The organism is Hydrogenophaga sp. ANAO-22 (genome assembly GCF_042466645.1).
In the GTDB taxonomy this organism is placed as follows: domain Bacteria; phylum Pseudomonadota; class Gammaproteobacteria; order Burkholderiales; family Burkholderiaceae_C; genus Hydrogenophaga.
In genome coordinates, this window is the sequence record NZ_CP159956.1 from 4293256 (window position 1) to 4312689 (window position 19434).

Consider the following 19434-nt stretch of genomic DNA (forward strand, 5'->3'; position numbering starts at 1 on the left):
AATTGCCTCTCACATCCACAGGCCCCCGTGCTGGCCCGAGCTTGCCGCAGGCGCCAGACGCTTCGCACAGCTGGGCCTCATGACCATCGAGACCCAGTGGCTGGCCAACTTCGCCAGCACCTGCACCCGACGCGCCTACGCCGCCGACGTGCGGGACTTTGCGGCGTTCTCCGGGTTGCAAACCCCGTCCGAGTTGATGCAGGTCGCGCGCTCCCATGTGCTGGCCTGGCGCCACCACCTGCAGGCCCAAGACCTGTCGCCGAGCACGCAACGCCGCAAGCTCGCAGCCCTGTCTTCGCTGCTGGAGCATCTGGTCGATGAGCAGCTCATCCCCACGAACCCGGCACGCGGTGTGCGCAGACCGCGTCTGGAGACTCACGAGGGCAAGACCCCGGCGCTGTCGCTTGAGCAAGCCCAGGCCCTGCTGGACGCGCCCGATGCGAACACGCTCAAGGGTGTGCGAGACCGCGCGATCCTGGCCGTCATGCTATTGGGCGGTCTGCGCCGCGCCGAGGTGGTCGCCCTCAGGGTGCGGGATTTTGATTGTCAGCGCGCGGGTGTGTCGCACCTGCGGGTGTTGGGCAAGGGTGGCAAGACGCGGTTCATTGCCGCCGCACCCCTCATGCGCGAGAGGGTGCAGCACTATTTGGCGATGAGGGGCGCGCAGCCTCAAAGCGATGAGCGGCTGTTCGTGCGGATGAAGGCAGTCCGCCGTCACTCCGGTGCCGGGTGCGATGTCAATCCTCAAAGTCTTCATATTGAGGAGGAGGAGGTTGGGTCTTTGAATGACAGAGTGGGCACCGGGCGACGCGCCAGCACGCCCCCAAAAATCGAGATGCACGCCGCAGTGTTCGAGCGCGGCTCGGAGAGTCCTCTAAATCTGCAGACCAACGCTTCTCAGCAGTCGCGGGGTCAGAGGCAGTCCGGCACAGCAATCAAATCTGCTGGACTCACTGCCGGTGCTGTGGCCCAGCGCATTGTGCAGCCCTACCTGGAGCAGATCGGAGTGGTGGGGGAGCGGTTTTCTGCGCATGCGCTGCGGGTCACGGCCGCCACACTCGCTTTGCGTGAGCGCGCCGATCTCAACGAAGTGCGGCACTTCCTGGGGCACGCCTGCATCACGACAACCACCGCCTACGACCGGCGCTGGAGCGATGAGAACCAGCCAGTGAGCCTGGTCCTTCCGCTGGGCTGAGGTCCTCGGCGGCAGGGGGCCTGCGGCAGTGCAGTGTGTGTCGATGTCCATCTCATTTTGGTCATCGACATCTGACCGAGAGGATCTGCAAAAAGAGGATCTTGTGGACTTGACGCGGAGAGATTTCGTGAGAGCTTGGATGAAAGGAGATCACGAAATGACAACCGTAGCGACCAAACCATCCCATTGCGTTGAACCAAAATTCACCGCCGAATGCACGCATAAACGCATATCCAAATGCACGCCCGAGGTCGGTCTCGTGCACCGTATCGACGTCGGTATCCACATGCTCGCCACCGAGCGTCTCATCATCGAATTGCGCAGCATGGACTCAGGCGAACTGACCACCCTCTATTCTTGGGTGGGTCGGGTTGTCGATCCGGCATGGGTGCGCACTCTCATTGCAAGTCCACAGGCGCTGGAGTGGCGCGATGTCCGGCGCAACCATCTTCGTGGGGGTGAGTCGTACGCCCGTCAACACACCCTGTATGTGCATATCTACGCACCTTACGAACCTAGCGCGAGCGACGCGAACACCCATGAGCGTGTTCAGCGTCGCTTCCTCGATTGGTCCGTCTCAGGCGTTGCCATTGCTTCACGTCAATCTTGAGCGTGGTGCCCGCAAAAGATTGAATGCGACCATTTTCAAAGTTTGCCAGCTGCGTTTTGCTCATAACGGTTGTGCCGCTGTGGTTCTTAAATGCCTATTTATTCCAGACCAGGGCCGCCCGCGGGCGACAACTGACGTTGAAAGCGTGAGCGTCCGTGAGTTGTTCTCGAACGGAACCCCAGTTCAGCCCCACAAAGCAAGGCTTCACCAGCTTCACCAGCTTCACCAGCTTCACCAGCTTCACCAGCTTTACGAACTTGACGGATAAATCGGAGTGATCGAAAATGTACCCATGCGCTGCAATGAAGCAACTCGTGAACCGGAGAGCACACATGTTGACTTGGACTTGGGACGAAACCACGGACTCTGGCCTCCCTCAAATGTCAGGGGTTTACGCCAGCTACAAGATCATTTGCCGCAATGGCACCGTCGCGCCGTTTGAGCCCTCCAGAATCTCTCAAGCCATGATGAAGGCCTTCCTGGCGGTGCACGCCAGGACCGAGTTCGCGCAGCGCACCTGCAGTGCGCGGCTCCAAGGCATGTGGCGCGCGATCCTGCCAACCAGGGTCAGCGCACCTGCAATGGCGCGATCAACTGAGCTCGATCGCCCGCGCTATTTGGCCTCGCAGCAAGGCCAGACCAAGCCGCATCGGTTCTTCGGCAACAGCAAGCCCGACATGCGCAACGCGCCCTGAACGGGTGCTCAAGACTCGATCGCCATGAACACATTGACTTCTCTTTTTTCTGTTGCCCTTGACTCTGTCAACCCACGTCGCTCCAGTACGGTCGACCCCTACGCCAGTGAGGCGCAGACGACTGCGTTGCTGCGCCGTGGTGCCGAGTACCGGCGCCAACGCATCAATGCCTCGGACATGATCACGACTGAAGAAGCGGCTGAGCTGAGCGGGACGACACGTGTGACGATCAGCGCTTGGATCAAGAGTGGCCGCTGCATTGGCGTGACGCATTTGCGTCGTGGCTTCAAGATTCCGAAATGGCAGTTTGAGCCCTACGTCTTCCCGGTGATTCAGGCGCTGTCTGAAGCCTTGGGCACCACAGATGGGTGGCAAATGTTGTCGTTTTTGGAAACGCCGCACGAGGCACTTGACGGACTGGCGCCACGCATCGCCCTGGAGCAGGGCGTCCCTGGCCGGCGCATCGTTGACCTGGCAACAGCAGAAGGGCATTGAGCCTGACTGCCCATGAAATTCAAAGATCTCCAACCACCCGTTATAGAACTGCCTGCACCCCGCGTTTTTCATCGCGTCCAGTTGATTCGGCCCCGCGCCCACAGCGTTCGAATGAATGGCTTGTCGCTGCCGCCGGTTGGCTTGATGCAGGGGCGCTTTTGTCTGTCCAGTGAGCCGGTGGCCTATCTGGCGGATAGTCCGCAGACGGCACTGTACGAATCGCTGCTCAGGCGCGAAACGGTGAGCAGAACCCTCTCGGAACTGCGCCGCCGATGCCTGGTCGAGTTCGTCACATCAGGGCCTCTGCGTTTGGCCGACGTGCGCGGCCTGGCCGAGCCCTACCCTGTGCTGCAGTCGCTTCGTGTATCTCAAACACAGGAACTGGCCGCTGAATGCCGAGCCATGGCGCTGGATGGCGTGGTGTACGCTTCTGCGCAGCATCCCCAGCACGCCTGTCTTGCGCTGTTCACTTCCGGCATCGTCCGGCTCAGCAAGCGCAGCTCCCGGCGACTCGTCAAGCCGGGGACCAATCGGCTGCTGCAGGTGTTGCAAACCGCGTTATGGAGCTCGGGCGTGCCGTTGGACGAGCGTTGATCGTTGTCGGGAGGTGGTGAGCGGCTGCGCTATGAGGCAGAGAGCATGGCGATGCTTGAACGCCTGCTCACAGCGTCCTCTTCTTGGCACGCGACGGTTTCATACGCTGTACAGCGTATTTGGCATTTAGAGCGTATCATCTGCTCAGGCGCATCAATACGCTGTACAGCACTTCATCCACGGAGGTTGCGCCATGCTTCTGGAACGCCACGTCACCGAAAAGCTCCTCGATCACTTCCGCACAGCACTCAGTGAACGATTCCCGGTTCAGAGCATGGAGGTCGAGCACGAACCCAGGCTGCGCGACGGGCGCCGCGGTGACCTTGGTCTGGCGATCACCATCGACGGCGAGCAGAACCATGTCCTGGTTGAATTCAAGCGACACGCCTTTCCGCGCGATATCGAGGTGGCGCGAAGGCAACTCGCTGACCTCGCTGGCGCTGACCCGCGCATCAACCAGGTCATGGTCTGGGCGGAATCGCTCAGCGAAGGGGCCCGCAAATCGCTTGAGTCCGCCGGTATCGGCTACTTCGACGGCAGCGGCAGCCTCTCCATTCAGTTGGGCGCGCGCCAACTGCTCATAGACCGCCCCCCCCTGAAGCCCAGTTGGCGGGACGTAGGCTCTCTTTTCACTCCTGAACGCGAAAAAGTGCTGCACGCCCTGCTGCTGCACTGGGACGCCTGGCGCACAGGCTCCGACCTCGCGCAGGCGTCAGGTGCAAGCCCAAATACGGTCTCTGTGCTCATGCGCGAGTTGGAGAAGCGCGGCATGGTCCAGAGCGAAGGAAACGGGCGCAGTGTGCGCCGCCAGCTAACGGATCCAGAGGTCCTTCTGGACACATGGGCAAGGGACTGGGAGAGCAGAAAGGTCAGCAAGCCCCGCTGGTTCGCCTTCACCCAGAACCCGGCCTCCCTTGGGGAGACGCTGGCCAAACGTATGGGAGAAGGACATCACAATGACTGGGCCTTCACTGGACAGTACGCTGCGAACAGCATTGCGCAAGTTCTCACCGCCGTCAGCGGCTATGACTTGATCGTGCCGCTAGGGGCGACCTCGGCTATTGCCGAGCATCTGGGACTCAAGCGCGCCGACAGAGGCTTTAACGTCACTCTCCACGAGTGCGAAGATTTCGCTCTGCAGCATCGCCTCCACCTGGCTGATCGACCGGGATGGTTTGCCAGCCCGGTTGTCCAATACTTGGAACTGGCAAACGCAGGCGGGCGCAGCGGGGAACTGGCAGGCCAAGTGAAGAAGCAACTTCTCGCTGGAGGTGCACGCGATGTCTGACTCCAAGCCAGAAAGCGCGTCGGGCTATTCACTTGAAGTCACCGAGGCTTGTGAACAGGCGCTGGTCACCGTACTCGGGTGCATGGGCAGCCTGAAGGACACGGTACGGTTGGTCGGTGGACTGGTGCCCAGGTATCTCACCCCGGAGAGCCCGCCCGAGGTGCCAGCGCACGCGGGCACCTCTGACCTTGATCTGGTGATCGACCTCGCCGTGATCGCCGCCGGCGAGGACTACACCCCCATCTCGACCCGCCTCAAAGAACGTGGGTTTTCGAAGATGAAAAGGGAGCAGGGCGGTGTGTCCTCATGGCAGTGGGAGGCCAAGACAGAGCGGGGCGTGCCGGTGCGCGTGGAGTTTCTGTGCGATGCGACTGGCGACGAACCTGCGCGGCTTCGCTCGCTGGGTGCGGAATCGATTTCGGCGATGGCCATCCCTCACATGTCGATTGCGCAAACCCTCTTTGAAACCAAAGAGGTGAAAGCGCAACTGCTGGACTGCAAGGGCATTGCCGTGGAGCGCATTCACTACGCCAACCAGCTGGCATTTGTTGTGCTCAAGGCCATCGCGTTCGACCAGCGCGGCGCGAACAAGGACGTGGGGGATCTCATCCACGTTTTGCAGTACGGCAGCGACTTGGAGGAGGGCGCTCGCGCGTTCGCGGCGCAGTTCAAACAAGGTGCCCACCGTGCTGCGCTGGAGAGCGCGTTGGACTGCCTTCGACGCAGCTTCTGCGCCCGCGGTGACACGGAGGGCCATTTCATGAAGGGCTCGGTCGCGTACGGCCGATTTCACAAGCCCGACAACGTCGACGAACGCCTGCAGTTGCAACTTCAGGCCAGTGCTCTGGTGGATATGTATGTACAGCTGGTCCAGGCGGAAATTGAAAAGGGCTGAGTCCGCGACGGCCCGCAAACGAAGCTTGGTACACGGCGAGGCTGGCCGCAGACTGCTCGAAAAGAGAAAGAGGGCACGATAGCCCCCTTTGCACGAGATCAGCGCCGATTACAGAGCGGCGTCCTTGACCTTCTTGAAGAAGCGAGCCTTGACCTTGACCGATGCGGGCTTGGCGGCAAACATGCGCTCGACCTTGGTGAATGGGTCAATTCCCTGGCGGGCCTTCTTGGCAGGCACGTGGGTGGCAGCGACTTTGAAGACGCCTGGCCAAGTGAACTCGCCCGCGCCCTTCTTGGACAAAGACGCGAGGATGGCCGCCTCCAGTGAGCCGAGCACGGCCTTGACCGTTTTGGGCTCGGCACCGGAGGCTTGCACCAGGTGGGCGACCAGCGTGGTCTTGTTGAAAGTTTCCTTGATCGGCTTGAGCACGCTCACCTGTTTGGTGACGGTCTTCTTCGCGGCTGCCTTGGGGGCTGCCTTCTTTGCAGTGGCCATTCTTTTGTGACTCCACGGTTGGGTAAATAGGACGCTGCGCCATTCGCGCAGTACGTGGAGTTTATGGCGGCAGGAGAGGCGCTTTTTTCTCGCATGGCATGAGTTGCTCAATCCATGTGCTGGTCTCGACACCGCAGCCGGTCTGTTGAGCGCCACAAGTGCGGCCTTTCAGTGGAACGTTGGCGGGCGGCTGTAGACGTTTTGCCGAGCGATTGATAGCATGTAGATGTTTTTCCAGTTTTAAAGATGTTTTGGCGACTGCAACGTCCTGCTGGTCGCTCAAACACACAAAACCCATGCCGCATCCCAATCCTCGTCTGTACCTGGGTTACGAGTCGCTGATTCGACGTTTCAGTTTGCGCGTGCCGCCTCTGCAGCGGATTTTTGTGGCGACCGAGCAGACGCTGGAGAAGCACACCTTCACCCCTGACGGCAGCGAGCGCATCGAGTTGCCTTTGAGGCGCTTGAGCGACACCGAGTCGTATGCGGGCCAACTCACCTTTGCGCTCAAGCGAGAGCACTTGAACCTGACGGTGCTGGGGGCACTCTTTGAACATCAAGAGGCTCGTGACGGCGTACAGGAATGGCTGCATGCCATGCCCAGCTCGCGTTACTCTCGAATGGCTGGCCACCTCGTGGAATGGCTCTCTGAGCACAAGTTGGACTACGACATGCCCGCCGGCAACCCGCGAATTTTCTTGCTCGACCCGGTGCACCATGTTTGCGGGCCCAAGGTGCTGGACGCCAAGTTCGGCATCATCAACAACGTGTTAGGTGGTCGCGCGTACAGCCCGCTCGTTCGTCGAACGCCTCGGCTTACAGCCTTGCTGGAGGAGGGACTTGCTGAGAAGGTGAAAACCGCCATGAGCAGCATCGAACCCGAGATGCTGGCCCGCGCGGTGGACTACCTCTACCTGTCCGAGACTCGCTCGACCTACAACATCGAAAACGAAATCCCCGACAGCCATCGCGCGGGCCGGTTTCGCAAGCTGCTGGAATCCGCCGGCGAACCCGGCCCACTCACGGAAGAGCAACTGTGTGCCTGGCAGAACCAGATCGTCAGCGACCACGCAGCGGAGTACCAGTACCGCCCCAAGCAGAACTGGTTGTCCCGTCCAGGGCGTATGCGCAACATCGCAGACTTCATTCCACCGCCCGTCGCACTGGTCGACCCCATGATGGATGACGTTGCCGCACTGGCAACAGCCGCGTCCGCCGGCGAGCTCGATCCTGTTGTCGCGGCCACTTGCGCCTCGTTCGGTCTGGTGTTTGTGCACCCCTTCTTTGACGGCAACGGGCGACTGCACCGGTTCTTGCTCCACCACGTGCTTCGCCAGGCTGGCTTCACCCCCGGGGGAGTCGTGCTGCCTTTGTCGGCCCGCATGCTGAGCCAGCTTGAGCGCTACTCGAAGCTGTTGAAGAGCTATTCACGCCCACGCACGGATCTGCTGGAATACATGCTGGACGGCGATAGCGCAACGATCCTGGTCAAGTCACCACAGCCGCGGTGGCTGTACGCTTACTTCGACGCAACCGACCTGTGCGAATTCATCCTGGAATGCTGCAAGCTGTGCGTTGAAGAGGATCTGCTGTCCGAGGTGATCTACCTGCGCGCTCACGACAACACGGTCAAGGACTTGGAAGCCTGGCTGGACATGCGCCAGTCCCAGCTGAATACCCTCATCGATGTCATCGTTCAGGGCAACGGCACGCTGTCCAAACGCAAGCGCAAACTGGCGGAAGGCCTGACCGATGAGCAACTTGCCAGGGTGGAGTCCGTCGTAGGCGAGCACTTTGCGGCATACATCGACGCCCGCGTCTGAGTAGATGTTTTTCCGTGGATGCGGACGTTGGTAGACAAATTTCCGCAGTCAAAGACGTTTTTTCAAGCGGTTGGTTTTGGAATGAACGTTTCGGCCACCGCTCGTGCTTCCGGGCTTGGCCCGTCCGAACCAAGGAATTTGCCGTATGACCTCTTGGTCGGCACGGTAAGGTCACGGCCCTGGTGTGCGTTTTCTGGTTATCTACCCAGCATGCTGCGCCTATGCACGACCCTGCACCTCGGCCGACATGCCGCGCCAGGGAACGTCGCTTACTTTGGTAGAGGAGAGCAACACTAGACTAGCTTCTTCGGCGGCGTTCATATGGCGCGCGCCAGCGGGTGCTCACTGCCGGCCTGGATAGCGGCGCTCCAGGACAGTAGACTATCTTCATGATCGGGCGCTGCCAGCGCCGTGACCAACGTCGACTTGCCTTCGGTGAACGTGCTCGCCTTGTCGATCGCGACGGTGTCGACACTGTGCGCGACCTCCAGAGTTTCGGCATCCTTGATCAGGATGCCTTGGCGAACGGCCACCCCGGTGCCGGCCATGCTGCCTGTGGACGTCGCAAGGTCCACGGCCCACGGCACGCGGACACGCGATCAACAGCACCACCGGAACAAGGACGGCACTCACGCGGTCAACGCTACGCTGTAGCGGGGCTTTCTCGGCCTGCGCCGACTCGACCATACGAACGATGCGCGAGAGCGTGGACTCCGCGCCCACCGCAGTGGTTTCCACCCGCAGCAGTACCCGGGCATTGAAGGCGCCGCCGGTGACCTTGTCGCCCGCGTGCTTGGCCACCGGCAGACTCTCGCCTGTGATCAGCGATTCGTCCACCCGGCTGGAGCCGATGGTGACTACACCGTCGACCGGAATACGCTCTCCCGGGCGCACCACCACGATGCCCCCGATCTTTACCTGCGAAATCGCAATATCCACGTTGCCATAAGGCATACGTGCGCGTGCCACCTTGGGCTTGAGGGTGTTGAGCGCCGCGATGACGGCGGTGGTATGGCGCTTGGCGCGCGACTTGAGCCATTTGCCCAGCAGAACCAGTGTGACGATCACCGCTGCGGCTTCGAAGTACGGGTGCGGCGTGCCGTGCTCCGCGTGCTTGAACAGCAGATAGACGCTCAGGCCGTATCCGGCGCTGGTACCCTGGGCCACCAACAGGTCCATGTTGCCGGCACCTGCTCGCACGGCATTCCAGCCCGCGCGGTAGAGGCGCGCGTCCAGCCAGTACTGCACCGGTGGGGCCAGTGCCAGCCTTCCAGTCTGTTCGGTGGCGAACCGACCATCGTGCTGCGCCGCCGCACACTTTATTGGTCCGGGACCGTCTTCCGGCCAGCTTTCTTGATTTGCATCAAGACGGCTTGAGCCCACATGTTTAGCCTTGAATTGTTTCCACAGTTCGTCTGACCAAGATGCACATTCACCGCCGCTCGCTGCGCCATGCCACCAGGATCATCCTGGCGGTGTGGCTGTTTGCATTGGGCGCCGGGGTGGCCAATGCCTGCCTCTTGAGCGAGCCTGACCACGGCGGTCACGATTCTTCAACGGTGTCACCACACCATGAATCGGTTGCACAAGGCCATCACCGCGCACAAAGCGACCCTGTTGATGCGGGATGCTTGAGGTTCTGTGATGAAGCACCGCTGGCCATCACCAAAGTCGATCAGCCCCTCGCCGACGGCAGTTCGGGTTGGGTGGGCGTGCTTTCGCGGACTGGGGCGCCAACCATGGCCACACCCACCGCAGTTCAGCTGCGGGTACACGCCACCAGACCCCCGCACATGGCTTCGCCCATCGCTGCGCGACCCCATCGTTTGACCTTGTAGACCGCTTCGCAGCCCATTGCGAAGAGCGCTCTTGCTGTCTGGGTCACCCAGATGGCGTCCCATCTCCTGTCTGGCATCCCCTTTGTTGCCGCCTGCGGCGGCTCCCCCATTCCTTCAAGAACACCATCATGAAAACCATCCACACCCTTCTCACGCTTTCGACCGCCGTCTTGCTGACCGCTTGCGCGAACCCCAACGCCCCGGCAGCGGGTCCCATGTCGGCGGCCAATGCAGATCAACACGCTGCGCATCTAGCAGCTGTGGCACCGTCTGGGGCGCCGTCAGCCATGCACGACCACATGAAAGACATGCAGGCCATGCGCGACAAGATGATGAATGCCAAGACGCCAGCAGAGCGCCAGGCCTTGATGGCCGAGCACACGAAAACCATGCACGAAGGCATGGCCATGATGAAAGGCATGAAGGACATGAAGGGGATGGGCAGCATGCACGGCAAGGCGGGCATGCCGGGAATGGCGGGCATGAAGGACATGCCCATGGACATGTCCAAGCACCATCAGATGATGGAGATGCGCATGGACCTGATGCAGACCATGATGGAAATGATGATGCAGCGCATGCCGGATGGAACCATGCCGCCCGCCGGCAAGTGAAGGAGATCACGATGAACATCATCGATCTCGATGTGCAGGGCATGACCTGCGGTGCCTGCGTCCAGCGCGTCACGACGGCCCTGGCTCCAATCGACGGTGTGCAAGACGTCGCAGTGGATCTGCGAGCTGGCCGTGTGAGGGTCACAGCTGAGGCGAACGTGGCGCCATCGCAGCTGATTTCTGCATTGGCGGCAAGGCGCTACGAAAGCGAGGTGGTCACAAATGGCGCCCCGTCGGGTCAGGCAACCGACAGTCCGCCACCGCCAGCTGCGCCCAAGGGCGGTTGCTGCTGCAGTTGACCCCACCACGGGCTTGGCAAAGCCAGCCTGAAGATTGGAGCCATGCCATGGAGTCACATCGTCATCACGAACACCGTCACGCTGGAGGCCCGGGTGCGCCGGCCTCTCTACCTGTGACATCTCCGCTGGAGGGCACGGTCTACACCTGTCCGATGCACCCGGAGATCCGCCAGGACCACCCGGGCAACTGTCCAAAATGCGGTATGTCGCTGGAGCCGGTCATGCCGGCGCTGGACGAGGCCGAGAACCCCGAACTGCTGGATTTCCAGCGCCGCTTCTGGTGGACCCTGCCGCTCACGGTGGTGGTGGCCGTGTTGGCGATGTTCGGCCACAGCTTCGGCTGGTTCGAGATGGCGACCCAGAGCTGGATCGAACTCGTGCTCACCGTGCCCATCGTGCTGTGGGCCGGCTGGCCGTTTTTTGTGCGGGGCGCACAGTCGGTGCTGAACCGCAGCCCCAACATGTGGATCCTCATCAGCCTGGGCACGGGTTCGGCGTTTGTCTACAGCGTGGTGGCCACGGTGGCGCCCCAGGTGTTTCCCGATTCGTTCGTTTCGATGGGGCGCGTGTCGGTGTACTTCGAGGCGGCGGCGGTGATCATCTCGCTCACCTTGCTGGGCCAGCTGCTGGAACTCAAGGCGCGTGCGCAAACCTCGGCGGCCATTCGCTCGCTGCTGGGGCTGGCGCCCAAGACCGCGCGGCGCATCCAGCCCGACGGGCAGGAGGAAGACGTGCCGTTGGCCCATGTCCATGTAGGCGATAAATCTCGACCTCTTCATTGCTTCTCCTTGCGCCCCTTCGGGCTTGCCGGAAAGCAACCGTGCCTCTAGTTTTGAAAAGTCCGGAATTCGGGGGAGACGTCAGAATTAAAGGAAGAGGGCGAGTAGCCCAATAAAAGCGCACGAACTGGACCAAAGCTACTGACAACGGGCGTTCAGCAGTCGGGTTGCGACGTCAAACGCAACAAGGTCCTCTTCAGTACGCGCTGCGAGATGGGCACCTTCCAGCATGGCCAGGGTCGCGGGCGCCTCGTATGCCGGATCAAGGATTGCCGATATGGACCCGTCCCTTTGGCCGAGTTCGAACGTCGCAGTGATCCATTGCAGGATCATTGCGCGGACGGCGCTGACTTTGGCGATGACCACTTCAGACAAGCTTTCCCGGCTGGTTGAAAAGGCAACGCACAGACAAACGGTGCGGCCATCATCCAGGGCTGCTCGGTACAGGGCAATCAGGGCCTTGAGGCGTGCACCGGCGGTGGCGTGGGTTGCTTCGATCTCGGCCAGGCGATGCTGCAGGTTGGTCTGATATCGCTCGATCAATGCTTCGGAAAGATTGGCCTTGGTCGGAAAATGGTGGTGGATCGACGCTTTTCGAATGCCGATCGCCTCTGCCATATCGCCATAGCTGAAGCCGTCGAAACCCCGTGACCGGGCTGCGTGTTCAGCAAAATCCATCAGGGCGACTCTGGTGTCTCTGTTCGTTGTCATTTCACCTTTCTATGTGTCCTAGGTTTGCCAGCGCCAGCTCCGATGCTTCCAGCGCCCCCTCAAGGTATCCTCCGAATTTAGGCGCCACCTCGGTCCCGGCAAGGATCAAATCGCCATCCCAAAGTCCATTGAGAACGCGGGGCAAACCGTATTGCGAGTTGACATGTGGCGCCTGTGCGTCCAGTTCGGTCGCTGTCAAGCGGTCATAAGCCCAGTCCTTGAGACACAGAATACTTGGTGTGGCGGCTTCTGGTCCGAACAGACGGATCAACTGGGCCTGTATCTGTCGGCGCAGGGCCTGTTGGTCGGATCGCGCCCTGGGCGGCACGCCGATGAACCCGAAAAGGGCATAAGGCCCGCCTGAGGCCGGGCTGGCATCATGGATTTCGACCACCGGACCATGACGACTCATGGCATCACCGGAAAGGCCAGCCTCAAGCCAAAAAGGCCGATCATAGACAGCCACGGCCTTGGCATGGCCTGCCATCCAGGTTGCGATTCCCTCCAGCTCTGTCAACGCAGCGATTGGCAGCGTCGGCGTAAAGGACATTCTTACGGCCATGCGCGGGGGCAGGGCCAGAACCACCCGCCGTGCCTGGATGCTCACGCCATCCTCAGACGTTGCGATGATCCCCGGTGCTGCCCGGGTTAGCATACGGATCGTTGTCGAAACACGGCGTCGTTGCGCCGGAACCTCATTCTCAAGGGCCGCGATCAAGGCGCCCAACCCCCCCTCCAGCCGCCAGGCCCCCTGCATTGAGGCATACCCTCGTCCACGATGAACACGGCCCTGCTCATTCTCGAAGATCACATCGCCCTGACAGAACTGATCGAACCGGGACAGCCCTAAGCGTTCGGTGAGCGCTGCGATCCTGGGTTGTCCTGGCCAAAACCACGTGGGACCCAGATCAAAATGAGCGGCACCCTCGCGCACGGTCAGGATGCGACCGCCCAAGCGGTCACGCGCCTCGACCAAAAGGAAATCGCGGCCTTGTGCAGCAAGCTTTGCAGCCAAGGCCAGCCCGGACAGGCCACCACCGATGATCAGGGTATCGGTCAGCATCGCTCAAGACACCTCGCCAGCGAAGGACAACCGATTCGTCTTTGTTGGCCACACAGTCGTCACGATAGACACCCGCGGGTCGGTAGCGGTGGTGCTGTAAGCTCTGCCGGGGAATCTGCCGTAGCCATGGCTAAGCAGCGGGTGCTTTGGCAAATGGCAGGTGTCCTGTCTTCATCCAGATTTTCGCGCCATCGCCCGTCGCCATCGCGGACAAGCTTTGGCCTTCGGGCAGGCGCAGCCAAGTGTGCTTTCCCAGTATCTCGCCTTCCACGGTGAGAGCGCCGTTTATCACCAGCAGCTCTATCCCGCCGGACACCTCAGACTTCAGAGTTGCGCCCGCCTCAAGCCTGCTGTAAGTGACGGTCTCACGATGGTCCTCATATAGCATTGCGCTGGCAATGCCATCCACCGGGGTGCCCAGTTCGGCTTCCATGTCCTTGCGAAACTGTGTGCGATCCGCCATGTCGAATTGCCATAATTTCACAAAGATCGTGCATCCCTCGTCAGAGCCTGGCGTATGGGACGTCGTTGGGGGGTTGCGCACATAGGTGCCGACAGGAAAATCACCGTGCTCGTCTTGAAACACTCCATCGAGCACGATGAACTCCTCGCCCCCCGTATGGGTATGTGCCGAGAACTTGCTGTCCGGCGCATACCGCACGATGGTCGTGGCGCGGGCAACTTCGCCCCCAATTCGGTCCAGCATGCGCCGCTCTACCCCCTTCATGGGCGAGGGTCGCCATTCCAACTCGCGCGAATGCACCACAACACGCTTGGAAAAATCTGCGTTGATCTCCATGAAACCCACTCCTTTGACCCCTACAACCCGGAGATCGCGCATTAACCGGCAATCGAAGGACGGGCTGCAACCTTTGCACGCCAAGCATGGAGATTGACCAGGGACTCGGGGATTTCAACCTTGGCGAAATCCGCAAACGCCAGACCCGCAAAGGCAGTGATGTCAGCGATAGAGAAGTTGTCGCCTGCGAGAAACTCATTTTCCGACAGAACGCTATCCAGATAGGCCATCGTAGCGCTAGCAACTTCCCTCTGCTTGTTGCCCCATTCGGCGCATTGCCAGGTCTCCAGATCCGGACCAAGGCCGAGAGTAGCGTGATGGAAATAGGCGCCGACCGCGTTCATCAAACCGTTTTCTGCCCGCAGATTCATCATCGTGATGCGGGCACGCTCCTTTGGGGTTGCGCCGGTTAGGGAAGGACCATCGAAAACGCCATCGATATATTCAGTGATGGCGTTGCACTGGGCGATACAGGTGCCGTCGTCAAGCTCCAGCAGGGGCACGGTAGCATCCGGATTTTTCGCTTTGAAAGCATCGCAGCGGTGCTCGCTGCTCATCACATCCACTGGGACGAATTCAACCTTGTCCGTTGCATCCTTTTCTGCCAGAGCGATGCGGACTCGCAGTGGGTTTGGAAAGCCTTTGATGTCGTAGATTTTCATTGAGTGTTCTATTGACGATTTTTGTAACGCGTCATTGTACTACCTATCAGTAGGTTGTCAATTCTTATGTGCGGCTTTACAAACAGGCCCCAGGACCAAGCGAAATTCGCTGCTTCAGCTGAGCTGAACCGTTCGCGACATTCACATGATCGGCAGGATCAGCGCGACCCAGCGACGTCAAGTGGAACACCTTCTGCGCTGTTCGGCTCTACGACTGTGACTCGCTTTCAGGTAGTGTCATGGCGCGATCTTCTTGTCTCCACCTTGTTGTGGTGGTTGCGGCCGACAGTCATGCCGTATCTCCGCCATGGAGAAGAACGCCGGGCGCCAATGAAGACTACCGCTGATTGGAGTAGTTCGCGTAGGACGTAGTCGTGGCTGGCCAGTCCGAGAAAACGCCAATCACACCCGCCTCGCGGACGAGCACGTCGAGCACACGCATCATGTCGCCTTAGGTCTTGATGGCCGAATCGAACGTCTGGTAATACAGGCCGTTGTCGCCATCGGCCAGCAGACCCGAGCGCTCCAGGGTCCAGGCAATGATGTCCAGACCGGCCGAGCGGGCGTTTCGCGCGTACTGCGAGGGCGCGATCCACTCTGAAGTGTCGGTGCTCAGCAGGGCGAAGATCGGCGGCGCCATGATGTTGATGCCCTGGCTCTTGTACTTCACGAGTTCGGCCTGGCTGGGCAGATCGGCCACGGTGTTGGCGTCGTCCGGATACACCGCCTGACGCCCAAAGGCGCGTTCAACATCAAGTCCGGCTTTGCCGGGGGACGTGTATGCACAGGGCCACCACTGCGTCGGTCAGGTCATCAATCGAGATTCCCATTTCAGACTTGAACCACTGCGCTGACCCGTTCAGCACACCAAAGATCAAATGGCGCGCAACCGGAACCTCGACTTGCAAGCAGCCAGTCAACGAGAGCTCTTGGAGCACGGACGTCCATGTCGCTTCGTATTCACCTTGCAGCTTCGCGATGACTTTGTGCTGCATAGCATTGAGGTAGCGCGACTCGTAGAGCACCACATGCATGAAGTCGCTGTTTGGTCCCAGAATCGTTTCGAAATGCGATCGGATCAATTGCCGCAGCGTGGTCACAGCGTCATGCTCGGCAAGTAGCACGATCATCTGGCGCGCCATCGCGCTGCGCATGCCTTCCTGAATCACTTCATGCAATAGCGCATCCTTGCTTTTGAAGTGACAAAACAGTGATCCGGAATGCATGCCGACGGCGCAGGCGATGTCGCGCGTGCTCGTGCCGTTGAAGCCGTAGCGTCGAAACAGTTTGGCCGCGGCCTTGACGACATCTTGGCGGCGATTGCCTTCATTTCGCTCCTGCGGCGTCTTGCGTGGGCGGCCTCGCGGCCGCTTGGCTGCTTCGAAAGTGGGGAGGGAGCGCACGGCACACATCATCCGAAAACGAGTAGCGAGGCCTGCCAATGATGTCGGGTCGAAAGCTCAGACGACCCCGAAAACGGCGGACGGAGGCCTCGACCGTATTGCGAACATCGGTCTCGGTCTGGGTGGTCGGTACCGGGGATGACGGCCATCGGCTCAGTATGACTTAGGCAAGCCCAATACATGTTCGCCGATGTAGTTGAGCAGCATCTCGTTGTTGATGGGCGCGATTTCCAGCAGGCGCACCATGGGCCACAACGTGATGATGTCGTAGTCGCGGTCGAATCCGTAGCCGCCGTGGGTTTGCAGCGCGGCCTCTACGGCGGCCACCGCCGCTTGCGAGCCCAGCAGCTTGGCCATGTTGGCGTGGGCACCAGCATCCTCGCCGGCGTCGAAGCGCTCGGCGGCGTTGTAGGTCATCAGCCGCGCTGCCTCGATCTGCGCCTTGGCCTGCGCCATACGGTGCTGCAGTGCCTGGTAGGAGCCAATTGGCTTGCCGAAGGGCTTACGCTCCTTCGAATAGGCTACCGCCTTGGCCAGCGCATAGTCGCCCAAGCCGATTGCGGCTCCAGCGGCCAGCAGGCGCTCCGAGTTCAGGCCTTCGAACATCAGCTTGGCGCCCTTGCCGGCTTCGCCGATCAGTGCGTCGGCGGGCAGCTTGACGTTGTCAAAGAACACCATGTACTGGCGCTCGGCGGTTTCGACCTGGATGTTGAGTTGCGTCAGCTGGATTCCGGGCGTTTTCATGTCAAGCACGAACAGCGAGATGCCGTCGGTGCGATGCTTCACCTCGCCTGCCTTGGTGGTGCGTGCGATCACCAGCATGTAGTCGGCATCGCGCGCGCCAGAAATGAAGACCTTTTGGCCATTGAGCACCCAGCCATCGCCGTCCGGTGTGGCCAGTGTGGTCATGGCAAAGCTGTTGGTGCCGGCATTGGGCTCGGTGATGGCAAAACACAACTTCTTCTCGCCGGTGCAAGTCGGCGTGACGTATTTCCTGATCTGCTCGGGTGTGCCGTGGCGCATGATCGGTACCCGGCCCAGCCCTGTGACGACCAGGAACAGCGTGGGCACGCCGGCCAAAGCCAGCGCTTCATTGAGCGCGGTGATCTCCAGTACGCCGCCTCCGGAGCCGCCATACTCTTCCGGGACGGACAGGCCGAGCAGGCCGAACTCGCCGAGCTTTTGCCACAGCTCGTCGGGGAAGCGATCTTCCTTGATGCACTGGAGGATGTAGCTGCGCGGGTACAGGGTGGTGACGCCGCGGGTGGCTTCCTGCACGTCGCGGATACGCGCGCTCAAGGCGGTGGAAGCCGTGTTGGCTATCGCGGTAGTGGCCGAGGTGTTCATGGTGTATTTCTCTGTCTTGGATTGGGGGCAGGGGCGAAAGTTGTCAAAGTGCCAAGTCGGCTGGGATCGGGACTGGAAAATCGAGCAGCATCTGCGCAAAGGCTTTGCCCTGCGAGTCCATGCGAACCGAAGCGATGCCGCCGCCGCCCAGGGCTTCGTGCATCAGAAAGTTCAGCGCGTGCGTGCCGGGCAGGTCAAAGCGCTGCACGCTGCCCTTGACGAGGTGGGCGAACCAGGCCGCCACGGCCTGCTCGGTCAGGGCGGCGCGGATGAAAGGCAGGTAGCCGGGTTGACGCGCCAGGACGCCGATGTTGGCGGCGTCGCCCTTGTCGCCGCTGCGGCCCCAGGCCAGCTTCACCAGCGGCACTATGCGCGTGCCGCGCGCATAGGCGTCGGCGGCAGGCAGCGGGCCGCCGACCTGGGGCAGGGTCGCCGGATCAAACGCCTGGCCGTGCCATGGCGGTGCCGCCACGGTCTTGTCGCCCATGTCGATGCTCGCGGCCAGCTGGGTCTTGGGGATCAGGCAGGAAAACAGCCGAACCACCGGTTGCACCTTGGGTCGACCACCGGTGAAGCCCGTGATGGCCGGGGCCGACATCAGGGCCATCGGCGCCACTTCGCGCGAAAACAGTTCGAGTGCGTCCTTGACCGGGTGGCGCACGCCGACCTTGAGCATCACTTCGCGCGCATCGGGCCGAGCGTGGGGGCCGTAGGTGTCTTCAGCGCCGATGGCCTCGACACAAGTTTCGGTGAAGTCGGGCCAACCGCGCTGTGCATAGTGTCGCCGCATGCGCGCCAGCATTGCGGCGCCGACGCGCTGCCCCTTGGCGCCGGCATTGATGCCGCCGATCATGAACAAGCTCATGGCCCGAAAGCCGTCGGCGTAGGTGACGCTGACTTTGGCCTGATCGGTCGGCGGGAGGCCGCGCGCGCCCTTGACCTCGACGCGGTCGGGGCCGATCTGCGTCAGCGTGACGCTGGTGAAGTCGCACACCACATCGGGCAGGATGTAGGCGCGCGGGTCGCCGATTTCATAGAGCATCTGCTCGCCCACCGTGGAGTGGCAGACCAGCCCGCCAGTGCCTTCGGGCTTGGTGATGACGAAGCTGCCGTCGGCGCGGCACTCGGCGATGGGAAAGCCCATGTCGTCCCAGCCCGGCACCGAATCCCAGTCAGTGTAGTTGCCGCCGGTGGCCTGCGTGCCGCACTCGATCAGGTGACCAGCCAGGCTGCCCTGCGCGAGCAGATCGTGGTCGGCGGCGGTCCAGCCAAAGGCATGGATAAGCGGCGCCAGTGTGACCGCGCTGTCGACGCAGCGGCCAGTGACCACGACGTCGGCGCCGGCATCGAGCGCCGCGGCGATCGGGAAGGCGCCCAGATAGGCGTTGGCGCTCATGACTTTTTGTGGAAAGGGGCTGCCCGCGAACATCTCTTGGGTGTTGGCCGAGCGCAGGGCCTCAACCTGGGGCATCAGGTCGTCGCCCAGCACGGCGGCGATGTTCAGATCGACACCTTCGGCCTGGGCTGCAGCCACCAGCGCAGCGCGACAGGCAGACGGGTTGACACCGCCCGCGTTGGCAATGACCTTGATGCCGCGCGACTTCAGTTCCTTCATCAGGGGCTGGAGGGTGGTCACGAAATCCGGTGCATAGCCCTGTGCCGGGTCTTTGGCCTTGGCGCGGCTGAGCAGCGACATGGTGATTTCGGCCAAGTAGTCGAACACCAGGACGTCGATGTTGCCGCGCTGCACCAGTTGGGCGGCGGCGAACTCGGAGTCGCCCCAGAAGCCCGAGGCGCTGCCAATACGAAGGGTTATTTTTTTCATGGAT

20 protein-coding genes and 1 pseudogene are annotated in these 19434 nt (G+C 61.2%); 11 read left to right on the top strand and 10 right to left on the bottom strand.

Annotation, left to right across the window (positions count from 1 at the left end):
- The first annotated feature begins 79 nt into the window (after positions 1–79).
- From ABSY19_RS20725 to ABSY19_RS20755, 7 genes are all read left to right on the top strand, one after another.
- On the top strand, positions 80–1195 hold the full coding sequence (locus tag ABSY19_RS20725; RefSeq protein WP_382155585.1) for a tyrosine-type recombinase/integrase: 1116 nt from the start codon (positions 80–82) through the stop codon (positions 1193–1195).
- A 157-nt stretch (positions 1196–1352) separates the two neighbouring features.
- Positions 1353–1805 (top strand): hypothetical protein, encoded by a 453-nt coding sequence (locus tag ABSY19_RS20730; protein WP_190693113.1) that lies wholly within the window; start codon positions 1353–1355, stop codon positions 1803–1805.
- 332 nt (positions 1806–2137) lie between these two features.
- Complete coding sequence (locus tag ABSY19_RS20735; RefSeq protein WP_190693124.1) at positions 2138–2500, top strand: hypothetical protein; 363 nt, start codon at positions 2138–2140, stop codon at positions 2498–2500.
- A gap of 24 nt (positions 2501–2524) precedes the next feature.
- Positions 2525–2995, top strand: coding sequence for a hypothetical protein (locus tag ABSY19_RS20740; protein WP_190693114.1), 471 nt, complete (start codon positions 2525–2527; stop codon positions 2993–2995).
- A 12-nt stretch (positions 2996–3007) separates the two neighbouring features.
- Complete coding sequence (locus ABSY19_RS20745; RefSeq protein WP_190693116.1) at positions 3008–3589, top strand: RES family NAD+ phosphorylase; 582 nt, start codon at positions 3008–3010, stop codon at positions 3587–3589.
- A 193-nt stretch (positions 3590–3782) separates the two neighbouring features.
- Positions 3783–4877, top strand: coding sequence for a hypothetical protein (locus ABSY19_RS20750; RefSeq protein WP_190693118.1), 1095 nt, complete (start codon positions 3783–3785; stop codon positions 4875–4877).
- Positions 4870–5772 carry a hypothetical protein gene (locus ABSY19_RS20755; protein WP_190693120.1) on the top strand — a complete coding sequence of 301 codons (903 nt, stop codon included), beginning with the start codon at positions 4870–4872 and terminating at the stop codon, positions 5770–5772. Before ABSY19_RS20750 ends, ABSY19_RS20755 begins: the two co-directional genes overlap by 8 nt.
- A gap of 108 nt (positions 5773–5880) precedes the next feature.
- Here ABSY19_RS20755 and ABSY19_RS20760 read toward each other — a convergent pair whose 3' ends face one another.
- The gene (locus ABSY19_RS20760; RefSeq protein ID WP_190693122.1) at positions 5881–6267 is read right to left on the bottom strand and encodes an HU family DNA-binding protein; all 387 of its coding nucleotides are present in this window, start codon (positions 6265–6267) and stop codon (positions 5881–5883) included.
- 296 nt (positions 6268–6563) lie between these two features.
- Between ABSY19_RS20760 and ABSY19_RS20765 the strand changes: the two genes are divergently transcribed.
- The gene (locus ABSY19_RS20765; protein ID WP_190693193.1) at positions 6564–8090 is read left to right on the top strand and encodes a Fic family protein; all 1527 of its coding nucleotides are present in this window, start codon (positions 6564–6566) and stop codon (positions 8088–8090) included.
- Between the two features lie 387 nt (positions 8091–8477).
- Here ABSY19_RS20765 and ABSY19_RS20770 read toward each other — a convergent pair whose 3' ends face one another.
- The gene (locus tag ABSY19_RS20770; RefSeq protein ID WP_382155588.1) at positions 8478–9338 is read right to left on the bottom strand and encodes a hypothetical protein; all 861 of its coding nucleotides are present in this window, start codon (positions 9336–9338) and stop codon (positions 8478–8480) included.
- A 718-nt stretch (positions 9339–10056) separates the two neighbouring features.
- On the opposite strand from ABSY19_RS20770, the gene ABSY19_RS20775 reads away from it, so the two are divergent.
- The 3 genes and pseudogenes from ABSY19_RS20775 to ABSY19_RS20785 all read left to right on the top strand — a co-directional run.
- Positions 10057–10542 carry a hypothetical protein gene (locus tag ABSY19_RS20775; RefSeq protein WP_382155591.1) on the top strand — a complete coding sequence of 162 codons (486 nt, stop codon included), beginning with the start codon at positions 10057–10059 and terminating at the stop codon, positions 10540–10542.
- 11 nt (positions 10543–10553) lie between these two features.
- The gene (locus tag ABSY19_RS20780; RefSeq protein ID WP_056278500.1) at positions 10554–10841 is read left to right on the top strand and encodes a heavy-metal-associated domain-containing protein; all 288 of its coding nucleotides are present in this window, start codon (positions 10554–10556) and stop codon (positions 10839–10841) included.
- A gap of 47 nt (positions 10842–10888) precedes the next feature.
- A pseudogene (locus tag ABSY19_RS20785) lies at positions 10889–11611 on the top strand (heavy metal-binding domain-containing protein); the annotation flags it as partial.
- A 147-nt stretch (positions 11612–11758) separates the two neighbouring features.
- Here ABSY19_RS20785 and ABSY19_RS20790 read toward each other — a convergent pair.
- The 8 genes from ABSY19_RS20790 to ABSY19_RS20825 all read right to left on the bottom strand — a co-directional run bounded on the left by ABSY19_RS20790 (position 11759) and on the right by ABSY19_RS20825 (position 19430).
- Complete coding sequence (locus ABSY19_RS20790; protein ID WP_200959415.1) at positions 11759–12298, bottom strand: TetR/AcrR family transcriptional regulator; 540 nt, start codon at positions 12296–12298, stop codon at positions 11759–11761.
- A gap of 34 nt (positions 12299–12332) precedes the next feature.
- Complete coding sequence (locus tag ABSY19_RS20795; RefSeq protein WP_086124730.1) at positions 12333–13394, bottom strand: FAD-dependent oxidoreductase; 1062 nt, start codon at positions 13392–13394, stop codon at positions 12333–12335.
- Between the two features lie 130 nt (positions 13395–13524).
- On the bottom strand, positions 13525–14193 hold the full coding sequence (locus tag ABSY19_RS20800; RefSeq protein ID WP_069048993.1) for a cupin domain-containing protein: 669 nt from the start codon (positions 14191–14193) through the stop codon (positions 13525–13527).
- Between the two features lie 41 nt (positions 14194–14234).
- Entirely contained in the window at positions 14235–14855 is a 621-nt protein-coding gene (locus ABSY19_RS20805; protein WP_382155594.1) for a glutathione S-transferase family protein, read from the bottom strand.
- A 451-nt stretch (positions 14856–15306) separates the two neighbouring features.
- The gene (locus tag ABSY19_RS20810) at positions 15307–15579 is read right to left on the bottom strand and encodes a hypothetical protein (RefSeq protein WP_056278483.1); all 273 of its coding nucleotides are present in this window, start codon (positions 15577–15579) and stop codon (positions 15307–15309) included.
- A 28-nt stretch (positions 15580–15607) separates the two neighbouring features.
- Entirely contained in the window at positions 15608–16267 is a 660-nt protein-coding gene (locus ABSY19_RS20815; RefSeq protein ID WP_382163888.1) for a TetR/AcrR family transcriptional regulator, read from the bottom strand.
- 144 nt (positions 16268–16411) lie between these two features.
- Positions 16412–17605 (bottom strand): acyl-CoA dehydrogenase family protein, encoded by a 1194-nt coding sequence (locus ABSY19_RS20820; protein ID WP_056278480.1) that lies wholly within the window; start codon positions 17603–17605, stop codon positions 16412–16414.
- Positions 17606–17648: 43 nt separating this feature from the next.
- Positions 17649–19430: an acyclic terpene utilization AtuA family protein gene (locus tag ABSY19_RS20825; RefSeq protein ID WP_322315495.1), complete on the bottom strand. Its 1782-nt coding sequence runs from the start codon at positions 19428–19430 to the stop codon at positions 17649–17651.
- Between the last annotated feature and the right edge of the window lie 4 nt (positions 19431–19434).

Excerpts from the sequence above, each read along its gene's own strand:
- ABSY19_RS20735 (WP_190693124.1), top strand. The coding sequence starts at position 2,138 with ATGTTGACTTGGACTTGGGACGAAACCACGGACTCTGGCCTCCCTCAA.
- ABSY19_RS20745 (WP_190693116.1), top strand. The coding sequence starts at position 3,008 with ATGAAATTCAAAGATCTCCAACCACCCGTTATAGAACTGCCTGCACCC.
- ABSY19_RS20805 (WP_382155594.1), bottom strand. The coding sequence starts at position 14,855 with ATGAAAATCTACGACATCAAAGGCTTTCCAAACCCACTGCGAGTCCGC.
- ABSY19_RS20765 (WP_190693193.1), top strand. The coding sequence starts at position 6,564 with ATGCCGCATCCCAATCCTCGTCTGTACCTGGGTTACGAGTCGCTGATT.
- ABSY19_RS20755 (WP_190693120.1), top strand. The coding sequence starts at position 4,870 with ATGTCTGACTCCAAGCCAGAAAGCGCGTCGGGCTATTCACTTGAAGTC.
- ABSY19_RS20820 (WP_056278480.1), bottom strand. The coding sequence starts at position 17,605 with ATGAACACCTCGGCCACTACCGCGATAGCCAACACGGCTTCCACCGCC.
- ABSY19_RS20725 (WP_382155585.1), top strand. The coding sequence starts at position 80 with ATGACCATCGAGACCCAGTGGCTGGCCAACTTCGCCAGCACCTGCACC.
- ABSY19_RS20795 (WP_086124730.1), bottom strand. The coding sequence starts at position 13,394 with ATGCTGACCGATACCCTGATCATCGGTGGTGGCCTGTCCGGGCTGGCC.
- ABSY19_RS20740 (WP_190693114.1), top strand. The coding sequence starts at position 2,525 with ATGAACACATTGACTTCTCTTTTTTCTGTTGCCCTTGACTCTGTCAAC.
- ABSY19_RS20775 (WP_382155591.1), top strand. The coding sequence starts at position 10,057 with ATGAAAACCATCCACACCCTTCTCACGCTTTCGACCGCCGTCTTGCTG.
- ABSY19_RS20780 (WP_056278500.1), top strand. The coding sequence starts at position 10,554 with ATGAACATCATCGATCTCGATGTGCAGGGCATGACCTGCGGTGCCTGC.
- ABSY19_RS20750 (WP_190693118.1), top strand. The coding sequence starts at position 3,783 with ATGCTTCTGGAACGCCACGTCACCGAAAAGCTCCTCGATCACTTCCGC.
- ABSY19_RS20825 (WP_322315495.1), bottom strand. The coding sequence starts at position 19,430 with ATGAAAAAAATAACCCTTCGTATTGGCAGCGCCTCGGGCTTCTGGGGC.
- ABSY19_RS20760 (WP_190693122.1), bottom strand. The coding sequence starts at position 6,267 with ATGGCCACTGCAAAGAAGGCAGCCCCCAAGGCAGCCGCGAAGAAGACC.
- ABSY19_RS20730 (WP_190693113.1), top strand. The coding sequence starts at position 1,353 with ATGACAACCGTAGCGACCAAACCATCCCATTGCGTTGAACCAAAATTC.
- ABSY19_RS20800 (WP_069048993.1), bottom strand. The coding sequence starts at position 14,193 with ATGGAGATCAACGCAGATTTTTCCAAGCGTGTTGTGGTGCATTCGCGC.
- ABSY19_RS20790 (WP_200959415.1), bottom strand. The coding sequence starts at position 12,298 with ATGGATTTTGCTGAACACGCAGCCCGGTCACGGGGTTTCGACGGCTTC.
- ABSY19_RS20815 (WP_382163888.1), bottom strand. The coding sequence starts at position 16,267 with ATGTGTGCCGTGCGCTCCCTCCCCACTTTCGAAGCAGCCAAGCGGCCG.